Origin of the sequence: Paenibacillus sp. FSL P2-0173 (assembly GCF_038008045.1) — a bacterium.
Lineage (GTDB): Bacteria > Bacillota > Bacilli > Paenibacillales > Paenibacillaceae > Paenibacillus > Paenibacillus polymyxa_B.
In genome coordinates, this window is record NZ_JBBOYK010000010.1 from 12,711 (window position 1) to 39,163 (window position 26,453).

The following is a 26,453-nucleotide window of genomic DNA, read 5'->3' on the forward strand; positions in this document are numbered from 1 at the left end:
GTATGCAATTACTCTATGAAAATATGGTTGTCGAATGGCAGTTGCCAGAGTCGGACTTGTGCCAAGTTGAGCGAATACTATGGATTTCTCCTAACAAGGAATATCTCTACTGTATTGCAATGGACGATGATAAGGCCTTTCCTGTTATGAAGCCTTACTCAGAATATGCAGTAGGTCTTGACTCTAAAATGTGCAAGTTGGTCGAGTGGGTTAATGATAGTGTTCCTGTGGTTGATTCTGATATTGCTCTAGAGCATGTAGCACTTCGTGAAAAATCATGGGATGTCATCAAAGATATTGTACTGGATGAGCCGAATTGCTTCGACAAAAGCTTCAGGGGAGCTCGAATCCGCGAAGTTCAGGAGCGAAGCCCTGTTCATAAAAGCACGATATACCGCTATTTGCGCAGATATTGGCAAGGCGGCAAAATGAAGAATACTTTGCTGCCTCACTATAATAATTGCGGAAGTTATGGCAAAGACCGCTCTCCTACCGATGTCAAACGGGGACGGCCTCGAAAGTTTGAAAATGAGCCTGTCGGTATAAATATTGATGAGGAAATTAAGCAGCTGCTGAGATCAGGTATTCGATTGTTCTATAACACAAAGGAGAAATCTCCTCTGAAACATGCCTATCAGAAAACGCTGGAGAAGTTTTTTGCAAATGGATATCGGAAAGAGGGACAAGCGCTTATACCTATTCTCCCTCCTCCAGAGAAGCTGCCGACTTTCGGCCAGTATAAGTACTGGTTTCAGAAAGAAATGAATCTTGAGGATACGTTGAAAAGCCGACTCGGAAAAAAGAGATATGAGTTGAATTACCGTCCGATACTTGGAAGCTCTACTCAAGAGAGCTTTGGACCGGGGTCCCGATTCCAAATTGATGCTACTGTTGCAGATGTTTATTTGGTAAGCGAGTATCAACGGGAATGGATTATTGGCCGTCCGATTATATATATCGTCATTGATGTGTTTAGCCGCTATATAACTGGTATGTATATTGGCTTGGAAGGTCCGAGTTGGGTTGGTGCCATGATGGCATTAGCCAATACAACGGCTGATAAAGTCAGGTATTGTGCCGAATATGGCATTGAAATAACCGAATCTGAGTGGGTGAGTAGTCATTTGCCACAAAAGCTCACAGCTGATCGTGGTGAGTTGGAGGGCAGTCAGCCGACTCGACTTATAGATGTTTTAGGGGTGGACGTTGAGAATGCACCGCCCTATAGAGCTGATTGGAAAGGAATTGTGGAACAGCAATTTCGACTTGCTAACTTAAGAAGTATTCAATTTATACCTGGGGCGATTAAGGAACGCTATAGAGAACGCGGTGAGCGTGATTATCGACTTGATGCAAAATTAACGCTTCGAGAGTTTACTCAGATTATGATCCAGTACGTTCTTTATCATAACAATAACCATCATATGCTCTGGTATGATCGCAATGAATTTATGGTAGCCGATAATGTATCACCTGTGCCACAAGAGCTATGGCAATGGGGAATTGTAAATCGGACTGGTCGTTTAAAGAAGCTTCCCGAGGCAATGGTCAAGCTTAATTTGCTCCCTCAAGGAGAAGCCACCGTGACATCCGCTGGTATTCAGTTCAAAGGTGTCCATTACGGTAGTGATCTGGCAATGCGAGAACAATGGTTCGTTAAAGCCAGAGTCGGCAAGACCTGGCGTGTAAAAGTATGTTATGACCCGCGATCAACCAACGAGATCTACTTGTGGTTGGATGACGGAAGACAATTTGAAGTATGTACCCTGCTTGATCGCGAAGAAAGATATCTCAATAAGAGGTTTGAGGAGGTAGATGATCTACTAGAAATCGAGCGTTATCACGGTAGGCATCATGAGGTAAACAACATGCTAGCTAAAATCGACTTGGATGCACAGACCAAGGCCATTGTGGAGCAAGCGACGAAAAAGACAGATGAAGCGTTGCGTAATAGCGATAAAAGTAATAATCAGCGTGTTAAGGGAATCAGAAAAAATCGGAGTGAAGAAAAGCAGTTAAATCGGCAACAAGAGGTCTTCCAGTTATACGAACCCCATGCAGCAGAAGACAAGAGTGTCATAGCCGATAATGTCGTACCAATGAAACAAGACGAACCACCCAAAGCAAAAGAAGCTTACATTCCTCCAGCGGACAAGCTATCCAAGATTAAAGCTTATTTGCAGGAAGAAGGTGAAGAAGAATGAACGAGTTAGACGTTCCGTTATTTCATTTCAGTCGAGGGCTTTTAGTAGAAGCCGATTATCAAGATCCTCTTCTTGACGATTATCGGAATAATCCGCTTTTGGAGGCTTTGCCTCCTATTTGGGATGACAAAACTGTGGCAAAGAAACTTGCATCTAATCCGAGATTTAATATCTCTGAACGAGAATTGCCCGTCCATTTGAGAATGCACTGTGTGCAGCGTATTTCAAGAGACTTCTTTCGGCCGTTATCTAGACATCTCGAACTGCAACAGAGTCTCTCCAGATTGATCAGGGACGGTTATGTGGGGCGCAATCCTCTTACGCCTAACTATGCCTTCAGAGCCCGTAAAGATGCATATGAGCTCATTCTGAGGGGGAATACAAGCGGTTATCCTGTGAATACACCGACATCGGCAGGTTTTGCTCTCGTTGGTATATCCGGGATCGGGAAATCGAGCAGTCTAATGCGTATTCTCCAGATGTATCCGCAAGTGATCTTGCATGGTAAGTATAAAGGGCAAGATATGCCTGCTCCCTATCAAATCGTATGGCTAAAAATGGATTGCCCACATGATGGTTCTATTCGAGGCTTGTGTTTGAACTTTCTTCTAGCTGTCGATAGCTTGGTCGGAACGAAATATTACAAAAAGAACACCACAAAAACGACGGATGAATTATTGCCGATTATGGCTCAAGCGGCTGCCATACATTGTCTCGGTGTACTTGTCATAGATGAGATTCAAAATTTGCAAGAAGCCAAAGATGATCGTGCCGCGCAGATGCTGAACTTCTTCGTCCAACTAGTGAATACGATTGGTCTTCCGGTCATTCTGGTGGGCACCTATAAGGCGCTGCCGGCGCTGAATGGAGAATTCAGGAATGCACGGCGTAATAGCGGACAAGGCGGTGCCACATGGCATCCTTTTCAAAAGGATGAAGAGTGGGAATGGCTTCTGCAGGGGCTATGGAAGTATCAGTGGACAGATAAGAAGGTTCAATTGACGCCTGAGTTCATCAATGTCATGTTCGAGGAAACGCAAGGCATATCGGATATTGCCATTAAGTTGTTTATGCTGACCCAGTGGCGTGCGTTAGACAAGGAGATTGAGCAAATTACCCCAGAGATGGTGCGATCCGTTGCCAGAGACCGATTCACATTGATTAAGCCTGCACTTGAGGCTTTGCGATCAGGGAAAAAGCAGCTAATTCAAAAGTTTGCAGATATCTATGACAGTGTATCTATAGCTGATTACCTGGATCGAATTGAAGCGGAAAGACGCAAAGCAGAGCGTCTTGAACTTATAAAGGCAGAGCTTGGCTATGATCTTCAGGAACAGACGATTGCTGAAACACATGGTTGGCTTATTGAAGCTGGTATAGAAGATGCCTGCGCATTGAAAGCAGCGCAGGTTGTAACCCAGAAGCATCTGGACGAATTGGATTCCGTTGATCTCCACAAAGAAGCGCTTAAAATCGCACTACAGGGGATGAATGAATCAACTGCATCAAAGTCACGGCAGCGTAGCAAAGCTAAAGCGAAGTTGCTACCTACAGAGCCGAGTGATCTACGTGTTATTGTGTCTCAAGGAAAGAAAAAGAAGCTAGCAGCTTATGAATCATTAAAAGTAGCGGGTTATATTAAAAATCCGTTGGAGTTTATTGGCTAAGGAGAGGTGATTCGGATGAGCGAATACAGCTATTTGCCTCTCCCCTACCCGGATGAATTACTTTACAGCGTAATTACACGTCACCACTTGCGGATGAGCAATACCAGCCCGAAATGGACGTTAAGAGAAGTGTTCGGTACGGAGAATGTTATACCCACAGTGGATCTTCCCAGTCATATCGAAGATCTCTCTAAGCGTAGCCAACTGCTTGGTATATCCTCCGACCAATGGATTGATGAACATACGTTATTCGCATTCTATGCCCCCTTCCTCCCATCGGAACGCTGTAGACGCCTACGGCAAATGATGAAGAGCAAAGACGGAGCTGGTATTCATACGATGACAGGAATTACGGCCAGTACCGTTGATAGAACCAGTGAATTGAAATTCTGTCCTATTTGTTACGAGGAGGACATAACAAGGTATGGAGAACCCTATTGGCATAGGACCCTTCAGGCTACTGGAGTAATGACCTGTCCAAATCATGGTGTTGTGCTTCATCGAATAGTTGATTCATTAGCAGATCGTCATGGATTAACGGTATTGCCAATTGCGAGGTCTTTATTTCAATCCGAGCCGGTGCTGATGAATCATTCAGAAAAGGTCCTGCTCCGATTGCAAGAGATTGCTCTGGATGTTCAATTACTGGTTGGTATGGGGCAGTCGCATGAGTTGTATGACTTGAGAGAGTCCCTGCTGTATAAATTGAGTGAGCAAGGTTGGCTGACGCCAGCTACACGAATTCGGCAACGTGAACTTGCAGAACAGTTTACTGTCTATTACGGAAAAGAATTGCTGGAGGTACTGGGATGTATGATCGTTGGAAACGATTATTCCTGGCTGACCGTGGCAACAAGGAAGGCTCGAAGAGCTGTGCATCCATTAAGGCAACTGCTGCTTATACGTTTTCTCTTTGGTTCTTTTAAGCTCTTTTTAGAGCAAAGGAATATCAGGTATTCACCTTTCGGAGAAGGGCCGTGGCCATGTCTGAGTAAAGCTGCAGAACATTATAAAAAATTGACTATAGAGAGGGTACAGATTACTCGCTGTACGGATACGGGTAAACCGGTTGGCACATTTACTTGTAGGTGTGGCTTTTCGTACTCCAGAAGAGGACCAGATCAGTCATTGCAGGATTGTCTACGAATTGGTCGTATAAAAACCTTTGGCCCTGTTTGGATGAACCAAATGAAAGTTCATTTGCAGAATGGCTTGTCATATCGGGCTACTGCCGGGAATCTCGGGGTCGATACGAATACTGTCATTAAGTACGCACGACATGATCAGCTAGAGCAAGGATTGGATTACAGAAAGACTCCAGCAGGTTTGAAGTCTAAAAAAGCAAAACTTCCTGGGAAGAAATCTGCTACAGGTTACATCCGAGTTGATTGGGAAACACGCGATCTTGAAATAAGTTGGGAAGTGGAGTTAGCCTGTAAAAGGCTACTTGAAGACAGTCAGACGAAGCCAGTTCGGATCACTGTTGCCTTGATCGGTAAGCGTATTGGGAAGCTTGCGTTACTTGAGAAGCATAAAGAGCGACTTCCTGTAACTACAGCAATTTTAACTAAATATCTAGAGTCGGTCGATGAATTTCAGATCCGAAGAGTTCAGTGGGCAGCGAAACAAATGAAAGATGAATTCCCCATCAAACGATGGAAGCTTATAAGAAAAGCTGGATTAAGACCTGGCTATTCGCGGACTGTGTCAGAGACTCTTGATTACTATAGCGGTCAGGGGCTGCATACTTTGAGCATCACAGGTGAGGTGACGTCGCAGTGGCATTAATAGAATTTCGTCCTTGGCCATTTTTTAAGAATGAAGATGTTGAATTGTTTTGGTTGGGTTCTCCTTATACGGATTATAAGGGGGATTGGAGAATTCGTATCGCTTTCAGAAGAGCATCTGGGGAACTGAAGGTTTTGACGCATGCTTGGGGAACAATCCCTTTATTGAGAATCGGACAAATCTATACGAATGGTGTGCTTAATCAAATTCGTCCAATGAGTGGATCGTCTTATACGTTCACCATACCCTCGCTCGATACTGGTGTGGTTGTGAACGCATTCCAAATGCCAAAGCGCCTTATCGATTTTGGCAAGAATCCCGAGTTGGGTATGCAAAAAATCGTTCAGTATACTATTGGGGATATAACATTGTGTATTCCTGTTATTGAGCTTGTAAGAGCGATGTTTATCAATTCGAAGCTAATGGCATATTCATTGATGCAGCCACATGGCTTGGAACAACTCATTGAAGATTGTGAGTTTGATAAGAGTATTCTTCATTTCCATTTAGGGCCTCGTGTTCCAAATACAATGGCTACGGAGGGCAATGCTCGTCATATGTCTTGGATCTATCTAGATTCTAAAATGAAAGCTATGTGGGATTCGATTTACCAAGGGTTATTTAGCCAAGCAATAGCTGAGTCTCCTGCTAGCCCGACAAAGATGTTAAGAAAAGGAGCTCCTCTTAATGTAGAGCTGCCTGCTACTGGTCCCGTTGAACTAATCGTACGCGGCGATAAATTTATAAATATGATCTTGGTGAAAGAGGTTTTGGGATTCGCTGGATTCACGCATCCGGCCAATGAAATAGAATTCTGGCATCACTCCAAAAAGCGACAGGAATCCGTCTTTGGAGATAGACGTTTGAGAATAACGTCTCAATCCAAGAATGGTGACTTCATCATAAATGATGAAAGTGAAAATGCAAGAGAAAATACAAACCAGGATGTACTAGATGCTCCCCCCACTTTCATGAAGTTCATTAATTATCCCGTAGTGAGAACCCGAAAGAAAAGTGTTAGGCAAACGAATGCCGCAAACGATGTAATTGTTAGCTCCGGTAGAGGCGGTAAAAATTCAGGAGAATCAAGGGAGGTTAGTACTCAGGATTCAGTCGTAGGTGGCGATTTGCCTCCCATTGATTTCAAAACATTAGAAATGGTTCCTATTACTGAAGCCATCGGACTGGAAGATTTCTTTGAGATGATAAGTATGCTGAAGGAGATGACATCGTATTCTATTCGGATGTCTGTAGTTTGTATTCCTTCAGGAAGGCAGTTCTCGATTTGCCCTAATGGTGTACGCCGGACGTGTGCTATTGTCCAGGTAACAAGTTCAATAAAAACTAAATATATTGTAGAGGTTGCTCGGCCAGATGGTTGGTCTATATCTACGCTTATCCTTCAACCACTACAGTATATTTCTTTGAACGAAGTAGAAGGTGAAATCATGCTACTTTTGGAAGGATTAATGCGCAGGAGTGGTCACTGGGAGAGTCACGTTATTGATGGGGGGCATAGATTTAGCTTTGAAAAAGCAAGGCATTATCAATGTGATACCCCTAAGGAGTGGGCATACAAAATAAGTGAGAAGTTAATTTAAAAATTGATGGATAATAAAGGAATGTGTGGAACTATGTCGAATAGTAATAGGGACATAGTACTGGTTCGTTAGGAGGAAGATTAATGTATGAACGTGCAATAGCCAAAGAGATGTTTGCATCTGAATTAACATTGTCAAAGACAAACCCCAGGTTTCCAAAACCCGTAAATAGTGAAGAGGAGGCCATCTTAACTTTTTTTGAGTTGAAAAAAGTAGGTCCCAAAAAAATAGAAGCCCTTATTCAGGATATTATAGAAACTGGCGGAGTTCTACAGGATTTTATCGTTCTGCATACCAACAATGAATACATTGTTTATGACGGAAATAGAAGATTGACAGCATTAAAACTGCTAATGAATGATACAGCAAAACTTATAAAAGCAAAGTATCCAAGTACCTATCGCTTTATAGAAAACGTAAAGCATAGTGTCGATATTGAAAGTTTGGCTCTCTATACTAAAGTCTATTCAGATCCTGAGGCAATGGCAAATCACGTAATAAAAATTCACTCTGGTGAACAGTCAGGTGCAGGTCAGATTACGTGGAGTTCCAATGAAAAAGACACATTTACTGCTCAATTTATTGGACAACAATTCAACTTGGGGAATCTGATCTATAGAAAACTTGAAGTTGATCCAAATAATAAAGAACTCTACGGAAAGATAAAAAACGAAAGTTACGCTACTACATTCGAACGCATATTTGGATTTCTGGATATTAGAACTAGAATATTTAATTTGGAACGTGGTAAAAAAGTCGATTTGGATAACCCGAAACATTTTGATAAGGTTTGCGAAATGATTAAATTTTTCATCTCAAATAAGGCTAAGGCGAATGTTGGAGATGTGTATACTGCTGAATCAGCTAACAATTATTTTGCAAACATTTTACCAATTAATATGGGTATAGGTCCTGACGATGAGAGTGGAACAGGTGGACCTGGTGGTGGAACAGGTGGACCTGGTGGTGGAACAGGTGGATCTGGTGGTGGAACAGGTGGATCCGGTGGTGGAACAGGTGGAACAGGTGGATCCGGTGGTGGAACAGGTGGATCTAGTGGCGGAACAGGTGGATCTGGTGGTGGAACAGGTGGATCTGGTGGTGGAACAGGTGGATCTGGTGGTGGAACAGGTGGATCTGGTGGTGGAACAGGTGGATCTGGTGGCGGAACAGGTGGATCTGGGACCTATTCTCTTGTTTTAAATTTAAAATCTACTAAAAAATCACTTAAATTATATAATGATTATGACTTAAAAGAATTAATTGAAGTTGCAACGGATTCGAACGGGGAAAATTTAAAAGACAGAGTAGTGTTTAATTTGGATGGGAACTTAATAAAAGAGAATCATATTTTTTCCGGAGATGCACAGATTGGAACATATACCGTACAGGTTAAATTGCAAAACAACGGATATTCTGTTTCTAAGAGTGTTGAAATCAATGTTTCTCTATCCAGTAAAGGCATCCAAATAAACCAACCTAAGAATGAGTTTTTTAAGTCTCTTGCTGCATTTACTGATGGCGAAGTGAATATCAATATAAATAATACTGTTAATATGTTAATCAATGAGATTCAATCGCTCGAGAATGCTCAGGACTACAGATATATGATTGCTTCATCAGTCAGGCAGTTGTTAGAGTTATCAATAGAAAAGGTAATTAAAGATAAAAACCTTAGAAACCACGGAAATCCTAAGCAGAATTTGATTTTCTTAATTGAACATTTATCTGAAAAGACGTTACTGACTCTGATATGTAATGGTGAGAACAAGTTAAGGTATCAGGCTATCAAGAATTTATTGGGCTCTATGGAAGCTGATAAATTATATGATTATTTAAACTTAATAACTCATAGTAGTTATGCAGCCATGTATGATGAATTAGTGGAAAGAGTGAACTTAAGAATTACACCGATTCTAGTATTGTTCCATAACTACTTACATTTAGTCTGAGTTTTCTCTGGCCACGCAGGAACGATCTCTGCTATTATTACACTGAGGTGATCACAACCATGGCCATTCTATCTCCATTAAGATATCCGGGTGGTAAAGATAAAACATATAAATACATTAGGCATCTTGTGAATCTAAACAATATATCAACATATATAGAGCCATTTGCGGGAGGAGCAGCTGTTGCTCTTCGCTTGCTTATTAATCAAGATGTCAAAAAAATAATCATTAATGATTATGATCGTGGAATTTATGCTTTATGGAATACAATCGTTACTCAACCTGAAAGATTAATTCAACTTATACAAGATACTCCGATTGATATAAATCAATGGTATATTCAACGAGAACTTCAAAAACAAAAAGATAGTATTGATGAGTTAACTTTGGCTTTTTCAACTCTTTTCTTAAATCGTACTAACAGATCAGGAATTATTAAAGGAGGTTTCATCGGTGGTAAGAACCAAGATAAAATTGATAAGATAGATTGTCGATTTAATAAAGAAACTATCATTAAGAGAATTAGACTGATAGCATCTTATTCGGATCAAATAAAGGTTTGTAATTATGATGCAAAGGATTTTATTGAGGAGGAGATTAAACAAACGCGTTACTCACTTACCTTTTTTGATCCGCCGTACTATGATAGAGGACCTGCTTTATATACGAATTTTTATTCGCATGAAGATCATGTTGAGTTGGCGAAGATCATACAAACAAAGATGAGGAACAGATACTGGATCCTAACCTATGATATTGCTAATCAAATTGAAGAACTTTATCATAAACAGCTTCATACAAAATATTACTTGAATTATTCAGTCGCAACCCCTACTAAAGGTCAAGAATTTATGTTCTTCTCAAACAAAACAGTGACAGGAGAGTTTCGGGAGTATTTACAGATTGTATAAATGATCGAACGCTTCCAAGTTTATGTTTTGAGTCTACATAATATCTAAAGAGTCTAGCTGAAGTTGTTTTGATGAACGAACATGTGAGTTCATCATCCCCGTTACGATGAGTTGCCCAGTGCACTTTAATTATCACGCCAAAGAGGAGAGATCGATTTGAAGTTTTGGACTGTTCAACATAGAAATATAGCAAGAATTCTTTTCGAAAAACAAAATTATTCTCCTGATTTTAATATTCCACATCCTTCCAATAAGTATGGAAGCATGAGGAATGTATACCCTATAGTTCTGGATGAATATAGGAAAAGGAATAATATCGATTGTTCGGGAATCGTGTTTGGTTTTAGTCAATTAGAGCGTGTTGAATTAGAAGATAGTCAACAATTTTATGATTTTTTTCGTAAGTACCCAAATACTTCTATAGCATTTCAGTTCTGGGACCCTTTATATTGTCTGCTAGAGTTAGAGATAAGCGATTCTATAGATGTAACTCCTATTGGATTCAACGACTTTATAAAGTTATCAATAGAAGCTGACAAAGACATTGGACGCATGAACTATATTAATCAATTTGAGGCTACTCCGTTTGATCAACAACTTATTGAAATAAAGGATCATTTTAATAACGGTACAGTTCGAGATAATTGGGTTGTTCAAGTTCATACCCACTCGATCTCGAAAGATAACATAGTTGATATCCATCCGATTTTTGATTACCAATCCGGACGTTTTTTTGAGATGAACGGAAGTTTTATGAGATTGAAGAATCTTGATCTTACCGGAAATCAATAAGGGCAAAGTTGTTTGAATTTATTACAGACACGAAAGGCCTGCTTTATTGAGCAAACGGTGAAAGTTATCTGAACAACATATCGGAAGTCTAATACTTTATTTTCTCGTTCATAAAATGCCACCGTTTAAAATATTAGGATCAGTCTAAAACTTATTTCTCAATACCTGACGATTTTGTAGCCAAAAAACCGCATCAGATCAACAACTCCAGTCTAATACTTTATTTTCTTCGAACAATTGTCTGGTGATAAAAAAGTGTGGAACCAGTAAAAAAAGTCTGGAACTGGTCATTTTACAAACATCAAGAAAGATCCCGATGATATATCGGGATCTTTTTAGCTTAGGAGGGCAATTATGTCTACAATAGGCCAACGAATTCGAACTATTAGAAAAACAAACAACTTAAATCAAATAAAGTTTGCAAATACAATTGGAATTTCTCAAGGAACGTTGAGTGAACTAGAGCAAGATAAATATAGACCCTCTCTTGATATAATTATAGCAATTAAAGAAAACTTCAATTCCCATATAGAGTGGTTAATCTTTGGAGATACGCCTGTATCAAAGAACCCTATTTTTAATTTAGCTATTGAAGCCTAGGAACTAGAACTTATTTCTTTGTTTCGAGAACTTACTAAAGAAGATAGAGATGAAATTATTGATTTTATAAAGCTGAAGATTGTTCGGTACTAATCTTTCCCGGAAGCTTCTTATTAAGATGCCTTAAAAATGTTAAAAGAAAATAAAGTATTAGACCGTAAAACAAAGTTCTAGACTAAGAAAATAAAGATATAGATTGAGAAAATAAAGTCTTAGACTGACGATTCGTCATTAAGCTAACGGGCAGGTTAGTGATGGTGGCTACCGCCAAAAGTCTTGGAATCCCTTTAAAGAAGAGAAATACACTTAACATCAAATTTTGGTTATATCGTTTTAGAAGAGTTCTACTAGTAAGTCATAAGTCCATCTCCATTTTTTTCATAATCGGTTCTAAGCGCCGATTTTATTTCCGTGGAACAATTCAAAAGAACGGCCGCTGTTCGCATCGTTTGCGACAGGGCCGTTTTTTGTTTTTCGTAGGCTAGCTTCAAATTGCTATTCTTGCCAAACACTCATAGGGTCCCATGGCTTGATTTGATTACCATATTTTCCGGCCAAAAAAGCTTTCATGTCTTCCAGCTTAGCAGGCACCTCGTTCCAAATTGGAAGGGGTGGTAACCCTCGTTTGCTTTTCAATAGGATATCCACTGTAACATACAAGCGTTCTGGCTGAATCCAATGAAGAAAGCGGGAAATATCAATTTGCTTGGTCAGGGACAAGGAATCAATTTCGCCATTGTAATGCTTGTTGAACTCGCTGATCAGATTCAGGAGGTAGTCTCTCTGCTCCTTCACGAAGTCCAGGCCACAGATGGCGCCATGTCCTGGAACAACGATTTCGGGTTTAATTTCATCAATAATGCGATCAAGCACTTTAACCCAATTGAGGGTTCCCTCTTCGCTGTATGCCGTACAACCGTTAAACACGACATCGCCGGCGAACAGCACTTTTTCTTTTGGCATCCACAGCAGTAAGTCACTGTCAGAGTGGGCCGGAGCTACGTTGTAAATCATAACTTCCGTATCTCCAAGACGGATGTTGATATCGTCCTTTATCTCAATATTCGGGAGCACCCAATCTACGCCTTCCAGGTCGAATCCTTCAAATTCCGCTGCAAAAAACCGCTCGCCCGAAGTCGATTCCGGAGAATCCTTTCCTCTTCTAATGACGCTGTCCATCCAGGCGATATTTTCGGTGAGACGCTCTCTGGACGCTTCCTTGTGCATAATAATGCAAGCATCTTCAAACACTTTGTTTCCCCAGGCATGGTCGCTGTTATAGTGCGAGTTCACCACATATGCGGGAGAGCCGCCGTTGCTTACTTCCATAAAAGCCTCCCGCATTTCCCGCGCATGGAACAAATCGAAGAACGTGTCATACACCAGCCCTTCACCCTTGTTGATGAACCCGGCATTGGCCCAACTGATGCCGCGATACGGCGAAATACCGGCAAAGACGCCATCTGCAACTTCAAAAAATTTAACACGAGGTTTTTGGATAATATGTCCATACTTCATGAAAATTCTCCTTTGCGTATATGTTTTTGGGGTAAGGCATACTGACTATGTCTTTATTATAGAGAATGGAAAACAGAAATGCAAGCATGTACTTGCATGCATTCTCTCTGTGCTATATGATAGTAACAGAACAACATCACACTACATAGATGGAGGCGCTGCAACATGAAGCTAGTAACCTTTCAAACCAAGACATCCCAGGAACCTTTGTTTGGGCTTGTAATTAACGAGAAATTTGTCGTGTCTTTTGCCGCAATCATGAAAAAGCAGGGAACATTCGTTGACAGTCTTGAATGTATGGACAGCTATCTTCATTATTTGCCGGCAAGTTATGATGCCGCTAAGGAATTGATGCAATATGCTGTCGAACAGTCGCATCAATTCAATGAACATGAAATCTGCCCGATTGCAGCGGTAAAACTGCTGCCGCCGGTTCCGAATCCGGCTGCGCTTATCGATTTTGGGCTGACGCCAAGACATCTGAGAAATGCTGGCGCAAATCTGCTGCAAAGAGAATATACAGGGTCGGAAAGAGAAGAGCTTAAACGAAATATTACCGAAAAATTCCAGAAAGATCCGAATAAAGTAACTTTCAGTTATTACAAGTGTAACCATAATGCATTAATTGGCGATGGGGATACGATTCATTGGCCTTCGTACACTTCCTACCTGGATATCGAGCCGGAGCTGGCCTTTGTTACAGGGAAGGGGAACTGCATTGCAGGTTATGTTATTTTTAACGACAGTACTGTCCGCGATGTGCAGTGGCCGGATTTCCAGGCGCTGACCGGACCGACGCGCTGCAAAGATTTTGATCGCAGCAAAGGAATAGGACCATTTCTGGTTACGCCGGATGAAATCGACAACCCGCTGGTACTGGATGTGGATGTACGCATCGGGGAGAGACTGCACTGGAAGGGAAGCACATCCGAGTATTCTGCACACCCTGCAAAAGTGATGGAGGAGGTTCTCAAAGTTTTCACGCCGCTCCCGGGCACGATTATAGGAATGGGGACGATACCGGATTGCTGCGCAATCGAGACCGAACAATGGCTGTTGCCCTCTGACCGAATCCAGATTACATTTGATAAATTAGGCACGCTCACGCAATTGGTGCCTGATCATGTCAAGATTACGGAACCAAGCCGCTGGGAAAAAAGAAGCGATTTGCCTTAAATAAACGTTTATGAAAATGATGAACCCCGACCCTGCTGCACATGCAAAACTTGTAGTAGAATAGGTTTAACATATGCAAAAGGAGAAATACAATGCAAACTTCAGACAGAATCATTGAAGCCGCGACACGGCTCATCAAAAAGAAGGGCTATCGGGGAGTAAGCACCAAAGCCATTGCAACGGAAGCTAAAGTCAATGAATCTACGATTTTCCGGCAATTTGGAAGCAAGAAAGGCATATTGGAAGCCATCATTGAAAGACATTCGGATATCCCGCAATTTGAGAAGCTGTTAAAAGAGGACGCGACCGATAATCCGGAAGTCGATCTGCTGAATGTAAGCCAGCAGTACCGTTTGTTTTTCCATAAAAATGCGGACATCATTTTGATTGGCATCCGCGACAAAGGAATGCTTCCCGAATTGGACAGAGTGCTGGCCGATCCGCCGGTGAAGCTGCACTCCTTGCTGGTTGAATATTTTGAACGCTTGCAGAAGAAAAAAGTTATAGCCAGACAGGATGAGCGTCTTGCCGCCATGTCTTTTCTCTCGATGTGCTACGGATTTCAGATGAGCGAGCTGATTCACCGGCAATATCAGTCCCAACTCGTCACCGAGGAAGAGTTCTACAAGCACAGTGTCTCATTGTTTGTAAAAGGAATTTTGTCTCAGTCATAAGCTTTGTTGATTTATTTAAATATGCCGAAGACTGCTTGCGCAGCTTTAACTCTAGAACAATTGAAAGAAGATGCACCAAGATGCTCGAAAGCTCGTTATACTGCAACCGGGACATTATTTCTGGCAAGGCTCCGTCATCAATGACATTCTAAAAAAATCCAAAAATATGGATATCTTTATCGTTGCTGATCGGGCGGAGCACCATGGAGAGCGAATTCTGCCAGCCAAAATGACCAATCCGAAGAAAAACCCGTTATATCACCGCTTAAATTCACGGGAAGTGGATGAGAAAATTGGACGAATCAAAAGGGGGAGATTCAAGGTCTTTATTGGTGCGGCTCCTGGAGTTGGCAAAACCTACACTATGCTGCGAGAGGGCAATCATCTTCTTAAAAAGGGCATTGATGTTGTAAATGGTTTGCTGGAAACGCATGGGCGAAAAGAAACCATCCAGCAGGTTGCAGAACTGCCATTAATCGAGCGCACAAAAATCAAATATTCAGGCACAGAACTTGTAGAAATGGATACTGGGGCAATCATCCGGCGGAATCCTGAACTGGTACTTGTCGACGAGTTGGCTCACACCAACGTTCCCGGTAGCAAAAACAAAAAGTGATATGAAGATGTATTGGAAATTTTGAATGCTGGGATTTCTGTCATTTCTACCGTTAACGTTCAGCATTTAGAGAGCTTAAATGATGCAGTGGAGCAAATTACAGGGGTGCGTGTCAGGGAAACCGTCCCGGATTCCATTCTTCGCCTTGCTGACGAGGTCGAGCTGATCGATGTGGCACCGCAGGCTCTACAAGCCCGTATGAAGGAAGGAAAGATATATGCCCGGGAGAAGATAGATCAGACTCTGGGGAACTTTTTTAAAATTGGAAATTTAATTGCTTTAAGGGAGCTGGCGCTTCGGGAAATTGCGGACGATGTGGATGAACGTCTGGAAGCATGGGAGTGCAAAAGTTCCTTACGTGGACCCTGGAATAAGCGGGAGGTCATTTTCGTATGCGTCAAGCTGAGTTCCAATGCAGAAAGGTTAATCCGGCGGGGATTTAGAATTGCATTCCGACTAAAGGCACAATGGATTGTCACATATGTACACCCAACGGATACGATGAATGAAGAGGAATTGATGAAAAAAGAGAAACTCAAAAGCCTGGTAGTGCGTCTAGGCGGGCATTTTGAAGTTGTGCCACTTGGGCATTCTGATAAGCTTGCAGATGTTCTTCTTGCCAGAGCTAATGAATATCATACTACCCAACTCATTATTGGTCAGAGTGACAGCCCCATATGGAAACGTTTACGAGAAGGAACAATTATCCAAAAGTTACTGAGCACTGCGCGGCATATGGATATTCTTGTGGTCGCCAATTACGATCCTCATATCAAGCGAGATACTCTTCCTGATAGTATTATGCAAGGTTAAGTATAAGAGAAGAGTATCATTGAATGCCTGCATTCAAATAAATGGAACCTCGTTATACTATGGTTAAAAACCATTTGAAAATTATATTGCAAAAGTTGCATCTTCAAAATCGTGTCCAGCTTACAAGATATGCGCTTGAACAAGGCACCTGAAAAGTGGGGAGAAGGTTGTTTTTATGCGCGCAATCAAGCTATATGTGGGGGCTGTTAAATCACAAATTGTCTCCAAGCTATGTCATCCCTCTTGCTACGTTTAACGTACCAGGATTGAACATTTGCGCGAGTTTTTTCAATTCCTTCATTGTACTCATTCAAATATTAATAACGACTTGTTTACCATTGCCCACAATAACTGGCTCCTGCTTCACATGCAAAGAGCCATTCGCTTTACTAAAATCCGAAAGAACATGTTTTATTTTTTAAATAGAGATAAAGTTGAACAAACCCATTCTTTTTATACAACAACAATGTATTCAAAATTTCTCAGTCGCTTTGGCGAAGAAATGTTGTCGCAAATTGGGCTGTCAGATCAGGATATTGTGCTTCCTTCGCTCTGGGGAAAAGAGGCGTTGATTAATCCCCTTATCTACATTATTTATATGATTTATTTCTCTGATTCAGTGGCCAACTTTTTGAAATTAAAATCCGATGAGGGGCTAAGTAATAACGGATAATTATAAAATGACTTTTTAATTGAAGGAGAAGCTTTAAATATGATTTGAGAACTCAACTTTATTGTATATAGACACTAATTTGTCTTCGGACAATAAAGTTGTGTACTAAACAATAAAGTTGTGTACTAAATATTAATGAAAAATAACAATAATATATCTTCTTAGTAAGTATTTAACAAAAGTCCGATGAGCAAGTATCATCGGGCTTTTTTTATTAAATTCAGGAGGCGACTGCTTTGGCTCAATCAGAGCGAGTATAGTTGCATGACAAATCAAAGGGCTTTGAACCCTTTCCTGTATTGGTATCTTAAGTAATTGAAGCAGGAGAAATCCAAGTTTCTGTTGAAAACAGTATGAGAAATCAAGAGCTTATTGTCGCGATGAAAAAAATGTTTTTTTATCTAAAATACAAATGAATATATAATATATATAACTATTATAAATTAAGTATGTATTTCATTTTTATGGATGGTAGGTGGAGCAATGAAGACTTTGGGTGAAAAGATAAAGAGTATAAGAAAATTAAATAAGCTTAATCAAACTGACTTTTCATCTACTATTGGTATTTCTCAGGGTACATTAAGTGAATTGGAAAAAGATAAGTACAAACCATCCTTAGAAACCGTAATTGCCCTTAAACTAAATTTCGATATTGATTTAGATTGGTTATTACTTGATGAGGCGGCAACTTTTTATAGTGGATTATTTCAAGTTAAGTTAGATGATCTTGAATCAAAATTAATCTCAGGATTTCGAAAGTTAGACCTGGGCGATAAACAGGAAATAGAGGGAATTGTTGATTTGAAGTTAAAGCGGTATAGAGATAAATGAACTTTCGCGGAGCCGTGAAGGGGACTCATTATTGCAAAGCCTTCAGTAGTTATGTTTTAAGTTCACATTAGACATATGATCCATCCAATTGAGATGGACACATGGCTATCCATATAAATCTGGAAGAAGAAAGTCCCAATTTTTTTTACTATAGGGTCTCCGAAACAAAAAGTGATTGATGTTATGGGAACTTCGACATCGATCATCGGAAACTCATGGACTTATGGGAATCAAATGTGGAATTGGACTCTAATGATCATATCATTGGGTGGAGTAATATCAACCATAATTTGAAAGTATCTATTGGCTTAAAGAAGAAGGGGGCCGCTCCATTTACGATAGGATCTTCCATCCAAGATGTAATTGATGCCATGGGCACACCGACGTCTATAAGATGTTCGTTACGAGTCCTGGTTTGAATATTAGTGCTCCTTGGAGTATATGCGTACACTCGTATATCCTTCTACAGCTCATGCGAAGCCATGAGTCGGGGTAGTCAAAGAGGAAATTCAAAGAATAGAGCTTCCTTTTGGAAGCTTGAATGTAGTGATCCCAAGTCCGCAGCTTAATGTCAAAGATGCACTTGATCAATTAAGTGAGGATTCTTTAGTTTGTGCTGGGCGTATTAATTACGAGTTATTGATGGAGTATGCTGCAAAAGGTCTCTTTAAAAAATCTGAGATTAATCGGTTTCGTCAGTTAAAAAATATAACGACTAAATATATACTGACCAAGCTGGAGAAAGACGAATGGATGCATAAATTTTTTCATAAAAAGCAACCCAATTTAAGATTCCTCTAAGACGACACTATCTGTAGCAGTGTTATTTTTCAAAGGGATTGGAGAATAAAAGAAAGCAACCTAATATAATCCGACGGAGACCAAAGATGTGAAAATTACGTGCTGAGCGATTGTATATCAACCTCGATAACCAAGATATTTATGATGGTAAGACCTATTTTTTTATTCCTTAAAGCACAATTCATGGTATAATCTCACTAAATATACATCCTTTATAATTTACGCTTTTTTGTCGAAAGTTAGTTTATTAAGAAGCTAGCCTAGTACTGAAATCTCTCTTGAAAAATTATATATCACACATCTTAAAGTCAGGCACCTTGTTTTTACAATGGGGCTTTTTTTGCATTAAGAAACTACGAGGTGAATGGAGGGGCATTATGGCTCAAGCATATCCGATTCCCACCACGATAGAAAAATGGATAAAACAAGGTAAAGGCCAGGGTATGGGAAACCCGTAAAGCGCCAATTTATCCCCAAGAAGGATGCGGATCGGGCATACGAGATCATTCGAACGATAATGGAACGTCTGGAGTTAACGTTACACCCGACAAAAACGCGAATCGTCGGACTATGGACAGGAGAAGAAGGCTTCGACTTCCTAGGCATGCTTCACCGAAAGACGAAGGCCGAAACTTCCGAAAGCCAAGTATATTATACGACCCAACAATGGCTGTGCCGTAAGGCAAAGGAGCGAATTAGGGAAGTCGTGAAGGAACGACTAGCCCCTGCGAATATGCGTCACAAATCATTCCAAGAACATTTGGAATACTTAAACCCGAAAATACAGGGTTGGCGTAACTACTACGTTACGACCTACAGCCAAAGGAAGATGGCTAAACGTGACTGGTACATCCTTCAGCGACTCACAAAATGGTATGCCAAGAAGCGTATGAGGGAAAACCTCACGTACGGTTTGATGAGGAGGGGCAGAATTTATCTGCCCTTTACTCTAGCAGAGGCGCAGTGAAGACGGCGGGATACAAAACTATGCCGGCTGCCATCCGGGCGGACGCTACGGCCAGCTTCCAGCCGGGCAGTTCCAACCGAGTATCCAACGGATTTTCCAGCAGAATATCCAGCTGACATCCAGTCACGTTTCCAGCCAGGCTTCCAGAAATTCGTCAGGTAATCATGTTAAGTTATCGCAAAGCGCAAGGATTCGGAGCACCGGCAGAGAATGTATACAGGGAAGATCTCCCAAATCGGCCGGCACCCCGCCTGAATGTCGACACGCGTCGAATTCCTCGATTGATGGCAAACCATTCCCAGCGTTCTTCTCCATTCGCTCTTTTTAGGAAAAATATTAACACCTTGACCAAATTTAACTAAAGTTTTACTATACATTCTTCGGAATTTTGATATAATTTTACCTAGGTTACCTTTCCAATTATGATAGAAAATAGAATTGGATGGTTTTTATACCTATCCAAGCTGTGTGCGAGAGACCAGTCCACTGGCTACCCAGCAAGCTGGCATGCGGGGACCGACAATTGTGGAAAATGACTGCCGAGAATATGTTGCTCCATGACTTCAGAAGGTTCAGAAAGGATGAAGCCGAGGCGAAGCGGATGACGGAGATCAGCTTCGAGAACGGGCTCATCATTGAAAGAGCCGGCAGAGGAGACTGCGTGCTGAAGATCATGCCTCCGCTGACCGTCTCGATGGAGCATCTGGCCGCCGGCTGCGACATTATCAAGTCCAGTATGCAGCAGGTGATCTCTCAGGAGACCCAGGATTTGCTGGTAACGAAAGCAGGTGGACGCCCCGGCAAGAGGCACGGAAGTGCCTTCTGGGGGTCGTGCGGCCCTGATGTTAAGATAACGTTTTCATCCCATTGGAAGATTTTCTCCCCATGCTGCCTGCGGTACCGTCAGGCAGCATGGAATTCACCGCCGATCCAAGGGCTGTCCCGTTTATGCCATACGGAGCATTCTTTGAGCCTCATGCAGCACCATTGTCACATCTAATCGTCAGGAAAAGCTCACTACCCTGCAGCCAGATCTTTACTTATCCACACCAGGCGGGGGAATACTAAAATCGTACATAGAGTGTATCAATATCCCTTAAACATAGGCTTCGACAAAGGCAGCTCCGGTGCCGAATCCGGAGGTACGGTCGACTTCCTGCTGGCCGGCCGGAACCCTACAGCAAGCCTAACATCGATGGGTGGAACATCCCTTGTCCACCCCCAAATCTAATTCCGAACCCAATGTTAAACCAAAGCCCGTCTTCGGGCGGCTCGTCCGCAGCAAGCATATTGAAGCAGAGGAGCCGGAAGCAGCTGCATCTCTTGCGTAGAACGATGCTCTTTGTTGTCTTTCACGCATGGGAGCCGAGCGGGACAGCTGCTAGGCAGAGGATTGCCGCATGCGATCAAACGGGCAAGCGAAGCGGTGACCTGGCGAAAGCCATTGACATTGTTGTCACATGTTTGAAAAGGCGGGGAGCGAGGCTGAAGCGTTGCTGCGGCATATGCTCCGCCGGATTGCTTTTACCGATGAAGAGAGGGGAACGATCCAGATGGCTTTTGAAAAAGAAACGTTGTTTTGGAACGAAAAATTCGGTAGCGACGATTATACCTTGACGCCGCTGCCTTACAGCAAAGCTCCAAGCTCCCTGGCGCCCATTATGAAAACCGTGGGCGGTTCGCTTTCGGAAAAAGCGGCGCAGCGCGTCCTTCAAATGAGCAAGGGCGCTCCGCTGGCCGCTTTTATGATTTTGCTCGCCGGTGTTCAGTCACTCTTGCATAAATACACAGGCGCTTCTGACATTCTGGTCGGCATGCCGGTTGTACGGAAACCGACGGAGACGCGTCGATCCGTTAATCATACGGTCATTTTGAAAAACTCGCTTTCGGCGGGTGCGACTTTTAAAACGCTTCTGAGCGAGCTGAGGACTTCCTTGCCGGAAGCGATTCAGCATCAACATATTCCGTTCTTGAAAATGACGGAGAAGCTGGACCTGCAATATGCAGACGGTATACCCGTCATCCATACGCTAGTATCCCTTAAGGAGCTGCATCTGGACGAAATCGGGCAAAATGTGGTCACGGATTGTTCCTTTGAATTCAGCTTAACCGACGGGACGATACAGCTAGCGCTGTCATATAACGAGCACTTATATGACTCCGAGTTTATGACTCGGGTCGTCGGCCATCTGAATCGCCTGCTGGCCGTGGGGCTTCACGAGTTGGAGCTGGACATCGTGCGGGCGGACATGCTGTCGGAAGACGAGAAATTTCAATTGCTGCAAAGCTTTAACGATACCGAGAAGGACTATCCCCGTGATCGGACGATTCATCAGCTCGTGGAGGAGCAGGCGAAGCGGGTGCCCGAAGCGACGGCGGTTGTCTTTGAGGGGCGGCGGCTTTCGTACGCGGAGCTGAACGAACGGGCGAACCGGCTGGCGCGGACGTTGCGATCGGTCGGCGTGCTGCCCAATCAGCTGGTAGGCTTGATGGTCAGGAGATCGCTGGAGACGGTCGTTGGCATTCTGGCGGTTCTGAAAGCTGGCGGTGCCTACGTGCCGATCGACCCGGAATACCCGGAAGAACGCATCCGCTACATTCTGGAGAACTCGAATGCGCAGCTGCTGCTGACTCAACGGCACCTGCTGCAGCAGGTGCCGTTCGAAGGGACCGTGGTGGCGCTGGATGACGAGCAGGCCTACAGCGACGATGGCTCGAACCTGGAGCCGGCCAGCGGTCCGAACGATCTGGCTTATGTCATCTATACGTCAGGTACGACGGGCAATCCCAAAGGGGTCATGCTGGAGCATCGCGGTTTGGTCAGCTTGAAGCTGATGTTCGCGGACAGGCTGGGCATCACGGAGCATGACCGGATCGTTCAATTCGCCAGCCTGTCGTTCGACGCGTCCTGCTGGGAAGTGTTCAAAGCGCTCTATTTTGGCGCGGCTTTGTACATCCCGACGGCCGAGACGATTCTCGACAACCGCCTGTTCGAGAGTTATATGAACGAGCATGCGATTACGGCGGCGATTTTGCCTCCGACGTACAGTGCTTATTTGAACCCGGACCGCCTTCCCAGCTTAACGAAGCTCGTAACGGGAGGCTCGGCGGTATCGGCCGAATTCGTGCAGCAGTGGAAACGCAAGGTCCACTATTTCAATGCTTACGGCCCTACCGAAGCTTCGATTGTTACGACGCTTTGGGATGCGGATGAGGAGCAGCCGGAGGGCAGAGTCATTCCGATCGGGCGCCCGCTGGCCAATCACCGGATTTTTATTTTGGATGCCCACCTGCAGCTTGTGCCTCCGGGAGTGGACGGCGAGCTGTGCGTGGCAGGCGTGGGGCTTGCGAGAGGTTACCTGAACCATCCGGAGCTGACGGCAGAGAAGTTCGTGGAACATCCGTTTGCGCCGGGAGAACGCCTTTACCGGACGGGAGATCTCGCCCGCTGGCTGCCAGACGGAAATATTGAGTACTTGGGCCGGATCGACCATCAGGTGAAAATCCGTGGATTCCGGATCGAGATCGGCGAGATTGAAGAGCAGCTTCTGAAGATCGACTCCGTGCAGGAGACGATCGTAATCGCGCGGGAAGGCAAAAGCGGGCAAGAACTGTGCGCTTACCTGGTCGCGGGGCGCCCGCTTACGCTCGGCGAGCTAAGAAGCGCGCTGGCGCAAAAATTGCCGAATTACATGATTCCGGCGCATTTTGTTCAGCTTCCGCAGATGCCGCTCACGCCGAACGACAAAATCGACCGGAAGGCTTTGCCCGCTCCGGAAGGAAACGCGCTGACCGGCGGCGCGTACGTAGCTCCCCGCAATGAAGCCGAGCGGACGCTTGCCGATGTGTGGCAGGCGGTATTGAACGCCGATCGCGTTGGGGTAACGGATCATTTCTTCGAGCTGGGCGGAGACTCGATCAAGTCCATTCAAGTATCTTCGCGGCTTCATCAAGCCGGGTACAAGCTGGAAATCCGGGATTTGTTCAAATATCCGACTATTTCACAGCTCAGCCTGCATGTGAAACCGATCGGACGTACCATTGATCAGGGCGAAATAACGGGTGAAACGGCGCTGACGCCGATTCAGCATTGGTTTTTCGAGAGCTCCTTTGCGGACCCGCATCATTTCAACCAGTCGGTGATGCTGTACCGGAAGGAACGCTTCGACGAAGAGACGGTGCGTCAGGTGCTGCAAAAGCTGGCCGAGCATCATGACGCCTTGCGGATGGTGTTCCGCAAGACGGAACAAGGGTTTAGCGCGCGGAACCGCGCGATTCAGGACGGCGGGCTGTTCACGCTGTACGTGTTCGACTTCAAGGATGCGGAGAATACCGCGCAGGCTGTGGAAGCGAAGGCAACGGACATTCAAGCGGGCATCGATCTGGAGAACGGGCCCCTCGTGAAGGCGGGACTGTTCCGGTGCGCGGACGGCGATCATTTGCTGCTCGCGGTTCATCATGCCGTGGTGGACGGCGTGTCTTGGCGCATTTTGATGGAGGATTTCGCTCTGGGTTACGAGCAGGCCGGCAAAAGCGAGGAAATTCGTTTCTCGGCGAAAACGGATGCGTATCGCACTTGGTCCGAGCAGCTGGCCGCTTACGCGCAAAGCCCGGAGATGGCGAAGGAACGGGCCTATTGGCAGGCCGTGGAACAAATTGCGGTTCCGGCCGTGCCGAAGGATCTGGAGGCGGACGTTACGACGCAGCAGGACAGCGAATCGCTGTTCGTCCGTTTGACTCCCGAAGAAACGGAGCTGCTGCTGAAGCGGGTTCACCGGGCCTACAACACCGAAATGAACGATATTTTGGTAACGGCGCTCGGCATAGCCGTTCGCAAGTGGACGGGACACGAACGGGTGCGGATCAATCTCGAAGGACACGGACGCGAATCGATCGGAACGGATATCGACATCACGCGCACAGTCGGCTGGTTTACGACCAAGTTTCCGGTCGTCTTGGAGCCGGAAACCGACCGGGATTTGGCCTATCAGATTAAACAGGTCAAGGAAAGCTTGCGCCGCATTCCGAACAAGGGGCTTGGGTACGGCGTATGCCGCTATCTCTCCAAATCGGAGGATGGCTTTGTTTGGGGCGCAGAGCCGGAAATTAATTTTAACTACCTCGGCCAGTTCGACGATGATGTCAATCAGGACGAGATCGGCATATCTTCTTATTCCAGCGGCAGCCCGGCCAGCGACCGGCAGGCCCGCAGCTTTGTGCTGGATATCAATGGCATGGTGCTGGACGGCACTTTATCGCTCGATCTCAGCTACAGCCGGAAGCAGTATCGCAAGAAAACGATGGAAGCCTTCGCTCAGCGGCTTGAGCAAAGTCTCCGAGAGCTCATTACCCACTGCGCAGGCAAAGAAAACACCGAATTGACGCCGAGCGACGTGCAATTTAAAGGCTTGACCATCGCGGAATTGGAGCAAATCGCCCAGCGCTCGGGCCATCTCGGGGAAATCGAAAATATTTACTCGCTTACGCCGATGCAGAAGGGCATGTGGTTCCACAGCGCGCTTGACCGGCAAACTGCCGCTTACTTCGAGCAGACGCGGTTTACGATGCGGGGAGCGCTCGACGTCCAGCTTTTCGAGAGGAGCTGGATGGAGCTTGCGAAACGTCATCTGGTGCTGCGGGCGAATTTTGTGAAAGGACCGGCGGGCGAGCCGCTGCAAATCATATACCGCGACAAGCCGGTCGGCTTTGAATATGAAGAGCTGCTTCATTTGCAGGTGGACGAGAAACAAGCGTATTTGGATAAAAAGGCCGAGGATGACAAGCTTCGCGGCTTCGACCTGGAACATGACGCGCTCGTTCGGGTTACGATCCTGCGCACCGAAGAGCAAAGCTATCATGTGCTGTGGAGTTTCCAGCATATTTTGATGGACGGCTGGTGCCTGGCGCAGCTGACGCAGGAGCTGTTTGAGACGTACTCGACCTTGGCATCCGGCAAGCAGCCAGCGGGAGATAAGGGATCGGATTATGGCGCCTATATCGAATGGTTGGAGAAACAGGACGATCAGGCGGCATCCGGCTATTGGACGGCATTCCTGTCAGGTTATGAAGGGCAAACTGTACTCCCGGGACAAAAGGAACCGGCGCTGAACGGCAGATTTACGGCTGATCACGTCACAGCCGAGCTGGGCAAGGAGTTGAGCGAGCGGATGGATCGGGTGGCGAAAGATCGCCTGGTTACGGTCAATACGCTGTTGCAAGCCGCTTGGGGCGTGATGCTGCAAAAATATAACGGAACAAACGATGCCGTATTCGGCAGCGTCGTGGCTGGAAGACCGGTGGAAATCCCGGGCATCGAGTCCATGATCGGGCTGTTCATCAATACGGTGCCTGTCCGCGTCACGAGCGAAGCGGGCACCGTGTTCGCTGATATGATGGCGAAACTCCAAGAGCGTGCGCTGGAGTCCGGGCGATATGATTACTATCCGCTGTATGAAATTCAAGCCCGCAGCGTGCAAAAGCAGAACCTGATCAACCATATCATCGCTTTCGAGAACTATCCGGTGGACGAGCAGATGGAGCAGGCGGGCGACCAGCAACACGGCGACCTGACGATCGCTGACGTTCAGATGGAGGAGCAGACGAACTATAACTTCAACGTGACCGTGGTGCCGGGAGCCGAGATCGAAATTCGGTTCGACTTTAACGCCGAAGTGTTCGATAAAGACAGCATCGAGCGGCTCAAGGGGCATCTCGTCCATCTGCTGGAGCAGGTGACGGATAACCCGGAAATTACAGTGGGCGAGCTGGAACTTGTGACGGAGGCGGAAAAGGCCGACCTTCTCGGACGTTTTAACGACACCACCACGGAATTTCCGCGCGGGAAGACGCTCGTTCAATTGTTCGAAGAG

At 44.6% G+C, this 26,453-nt stretch carries 17 protein-coding genes and 3 pseudogenes; 18 read left to right on the forward strand and 2 right to left on the reverse strand.

Annotation, left to right across the window (positions count from 1 at the left end; translation table 11 throughout):
* Positions 1–2: 2 nt before the first annotated feature.
* The 8 genes from MKX30_RS27180 to MKX30_RS27215 all read left to right on the forward strand — a co-directional run bounded on the left by MKX30_RS27180 (position 3) and on the right by MKX30_RS27215 (position 11,515).
* Positions 3–2,204, forward strand: coding sequence for a Mu transposase C-terminal domain-containing protein (locus tag MKX30_RS27180; RefSeq protein ID WP_341063890.1), 2,202 nt, complete (start codon positions 3–5; stop codon positions 2,202–2,204).
* Positions 2,201–3,871: an ATP-binding protein gene (locus tag MKX30_RS27185; RefSeq protein WP_341063891.1), complete on the forward strand. Its 1,671-nt coding sequence runs from the start codon at positions 2,201–2,203 to the stop codon at positions 3,869–3,871. The genes MKX30_RS27180 and MKX30_RS27185 overlap by 4 nt, the downstream gene beginning before the upstream one ends.
* A gap of 15 nt (positions 3,872–3,886) precedes the next feature.
* Positions 3,887–5,659 (forward strand): TnsD family Tn7-like transposition protein, encoded by a 1,773-nt coding sequence (locus tag MKX30_RS27190; protein ID WP_076296021.1) that lies wholly within the window; start codon positions 3,887–3,889, stop codon positions 5,657–5,659.
* Positions 5,650–7,260: a hypothetical protein gene (locus tag MKX30_RS27195; RefSeq protein WP_076296022.1), complete on the forward strand. Its 1,611-nt coding sequence runs from the start codon at positions 5,650–5,652 to the stop codon at positions 7,258–7,260. Before MKX30_RS27190 ends, MKX30_RS27195 begins: the two co-directional genes overlap by 10 nt.
* Positions 7,261–7,343: 83 nt before the next feature.
* A complete protein-coding gene (locus MKX30_RS27200) occupies positions 7,344–9,212 on the forward strand; it encodes a ParB N-terminal domain-containing protein (RefSeq protein ID WP_341063893.1) in 1,869 nt (622 codons plus the stop codon).
* A gap of 59 nt (positions 9,213–9,271) precedes the next feature.
* The gene (locus MKX30_RS27205) at positions 9,272–10,123 is read left to right on the forward strand and encodes a DNA adenine methylase (protein ID WP_076296024.1); all 852 of its coding nucleotides are present in this window, start codon (positions 9,272–9,274) and stop codon (positions 10,121–10,123) included.
* 156 nt (positions 10,124–10,279) lie between these two features.
* The gene (locus MKX30_RS27210; protein WP_076296025.1) at positions 10,280–10,915 is read left to right on the forward strand and encodes a hypothetical protein; all 636 of its coding nucleotides are present in this window, start codon (positions 10,280–10,282) and stop codon (positions 10,913–10,915) included.
* Positions 10,916–11,269: 354 nt separating this feature from the next.
* Positions 11,270–11,515: a helix-turn-helix domain-containing protein gene (locus MKX30_RS27215; protein ID WP_053326177.1), complete on the forward strand. Its 246-nt coding sequence runs from the start codon at positions 11,270–11,272 to the stop codon at positions 11,513–11,515.
* 495 nt (positions 11,516–12,010) lie between these two features.
* Here MKX30_RS27215 and MKX30_RS27220 read toward each other — a convergent pair whose 3' ends face one another.
* A complete protein-coding gene (locus MKX30_RS27220) occupies positions 12,011–13,033 on the reverse strand; it encodes an MBL fold metallo-hydrolase (protein ID WP_068939586.1) in 1,023 nt (340 codons plus the stop codon).
* A gap of 165 nt (positions 13,034–13,198) precedes the next feature.
* Here MKX30_RS27220 and MKX30_RS27225 point away from each other — a divergent pair, with 165 nt between their 5' ends.
* From MKX30_RS27225 to MKX30_RS27260, 8 genes and pseudogenes are all read left to right on the forward strand, one after another.
* On the forward strand, positions 13,199–14,209 hold the full coding sequence (locus MKX30_RS27225) for a fumarylacetoacetate hydrolase family protein (RefSeq protein WP_071558190.1): 1,011 nt from the start codon (positions 13,199–13,201) through the stop codon (positions 14,207–14,209).
* Positions 14,210–14,301: 92 nt separating this feature from the next.
* Positions 14,302–14,883 carry a TetR/AcrR family transcriptional regulator gene (locus MKX30_RS27230; protein ID WP_053326174.1) on the forward strand — a complete coding sequence of 194 codons (582 nt, stop codon included), beginning with the start codon at positions 14,302–14,304 and terminating at the stop codon, positions 14,881–14,883.
* Positions 14,884–15,004: 121 nt separating this feature from the next.
* Positions 15,005–16,312 (forward strand): annotated as a pseudogene (locus tag MKX30_RS27235) (histidine kinase); the annotation flags it as partial.
* Between the two features lie 62 nt (positions 16,313–16,374).
* Positions 16,375–16,464, forward strand: a pseudogene (locus MKX30_RS27240) (DNA-binding response regulator); the annotation flags it as partial.
* 122 nt (positions 16,465–16,586) lie between these two features.
* Positions 16,587–16,985 carry a hypothetical protein gene (locus tag MKX30_RS27245; protein ID WP_028542640.1) on the forward strand — a complete coding sequence of 133 codons (399 nt, stop codon included), beginning with the start codon at positions 16,587–16,589 and terminating at the stop codon, positions 16,983–16,985.
* A gap of 483 nt (positions 16,986–17,468) precedes the next feature.
* Positions 17,469–17,816, forward strand: coding sequence for a helix-turn-helix transcriptional regulator (locus tag MKX30_RS27250; RefSeq protein WP_023990474.1), 348 nt, complete (start codon positions 17,469–17,471; stop codon positions 17,814–17,816).
* Between the two features lie 546 nt (positions 17,817–18,362).
* Complete coding sequence (locus MKX30_RS27255; RefSeq protein WP_028542641.1) at positions 18,363–18,617, forward strand: hypothetical protein; 255 nt, start codon at positions 18,363–18,365, stop codon at positions 18,615–18,617.
* A 517-nt stretch (positions 18,618–19,134) separates the two neighbouring features.
* On the forward strand, positions 19,135–19,584 hold the full coding sequence (locus MKX30_RS27260; RefSeq protein WP_023990471.1) for a group II intron maturase-specific domain-containing protein: 450 nt from the start codon (positions 19,135–19,137) through the stop codon (positions 19,582–19,584).
* Here the strand turns inward: MKX30_RS27260 and MKX30_RS27265 are convergent.
* Positions 19,562–19,711 carry a hypothetical protein gene (locus MKX30_RS27265; protein WP_023990470.1) on the reverse strand — a complete coding sequence of 50 codons (150 nt, stop codon included), beginning with the start codon at positions 19,709–19,711 and terminating at the stop codon, positions 19,562–19,564. The genes MKX30_RS27260 and MKX30_RS27265 overlap by 23 nt on opposite strands.
* 453 nt (positions 19,712–20,164) lie before the next feature.
* Between MKX30_RS27265 and MKX30_RS27270 the strand changes: the two are divergent.
* Positions 20,165–20,365, forward strand: a pseudogene (locus MKX30_RS27270) (diaminobutyrate--2-oxoglutarate transaminase); the annotation flags it as partial.
* A gap of 679 nt (positions 20,366–21,044) precedes the next feature.
* On the forward strand, positions 21,045–26,453 hold a 5,409-nt coding region (locus tag MKX30_RS27275), incomplete at its 3' end, for an amino acid adenylation domain-containing protein (RefSeq protein WP_445671568.1).

Excerpts from the sequence above, each read along its gene's own strand:
- MKX30_RS27200 (WP_341063893.1), top strand. The coding sequence starts at position 7,344 with ATGTATGAACGTGCAATAGCCAAAGAGATGTTTGCATCTGAATTAACA.
- MKX30_RS27180 (WP_341063890.1), top strand. The coding sequence starts at position 3 with ATGCAATTACTCTATGAAAATATGGTTGTCGAATGGCAGTTGCCAGAG.
- MKX30_RS27250 (WP_023990474.1), top strand. The coding sequence starts at position 17,469 with ATGAAGACTTTGGGTGAAAAGATAAAGAGTATAAGAAAATTAAATAAG.
- MKX30_RS27230 (WP_053326174.1), top strand. The coding sequence starts at position 14,302 with ATGCAAACTTCAGACAGAATCATTGAAGCCGCGACACGGCTCATCAAA.
- MKX30_RS27225 (WP_071558190.1), top strand. The coding sequence starts at position 13,199 with ATGAAGCTAGTAACCTTTCAAACCAAGACATCCCAGGAACCTTTGTTT.
- MKX30_RS27260 (WP_023990471.1), top strand. The coding sequence starts at position 19,135 with ATGGAACGTCTGGAGTTAACGTTACACCCGACAAAAACGCGAATCGTC.
- MKX30_RS27185 (WP_341063891.1), top strand. The coding sequence starts at position 2,201 with ATGAACGAGTTAGACGTTCCGTTATTTCATTTCAGTCGAGGGCTTTTA.
- MKX30_RS27215 (WP_053326177.1), top strand. The coding sequence starts at position 11,270 with ATGTCTACAATAGGCCAACGAATTCGAACTATTAGAAAAACAAACAAC.
- MKX30_RS27220 (WP_068939586.1), bottom strand. The coding sequence starts at position 13,033 with ATGAAGTATGGACATATTATCCAAAAACCTCGTGTTAAATTTTTTGAA.
- MKX30_RS27205 (WP_076296024.1), top strand. The coding sequence starts at position 9,272 with ATGGCCATTCTATCTCCATTAAGATATCCGGGTGGTAAAGATAAAACA.
- MKX30_RS27190 (WP_076296021.1), top strand. The coding sequence starts at position 3,887 with ATGAGCGAATACAGCTATTTGCCTCTCCCCTACCCGGATGAATTACTT.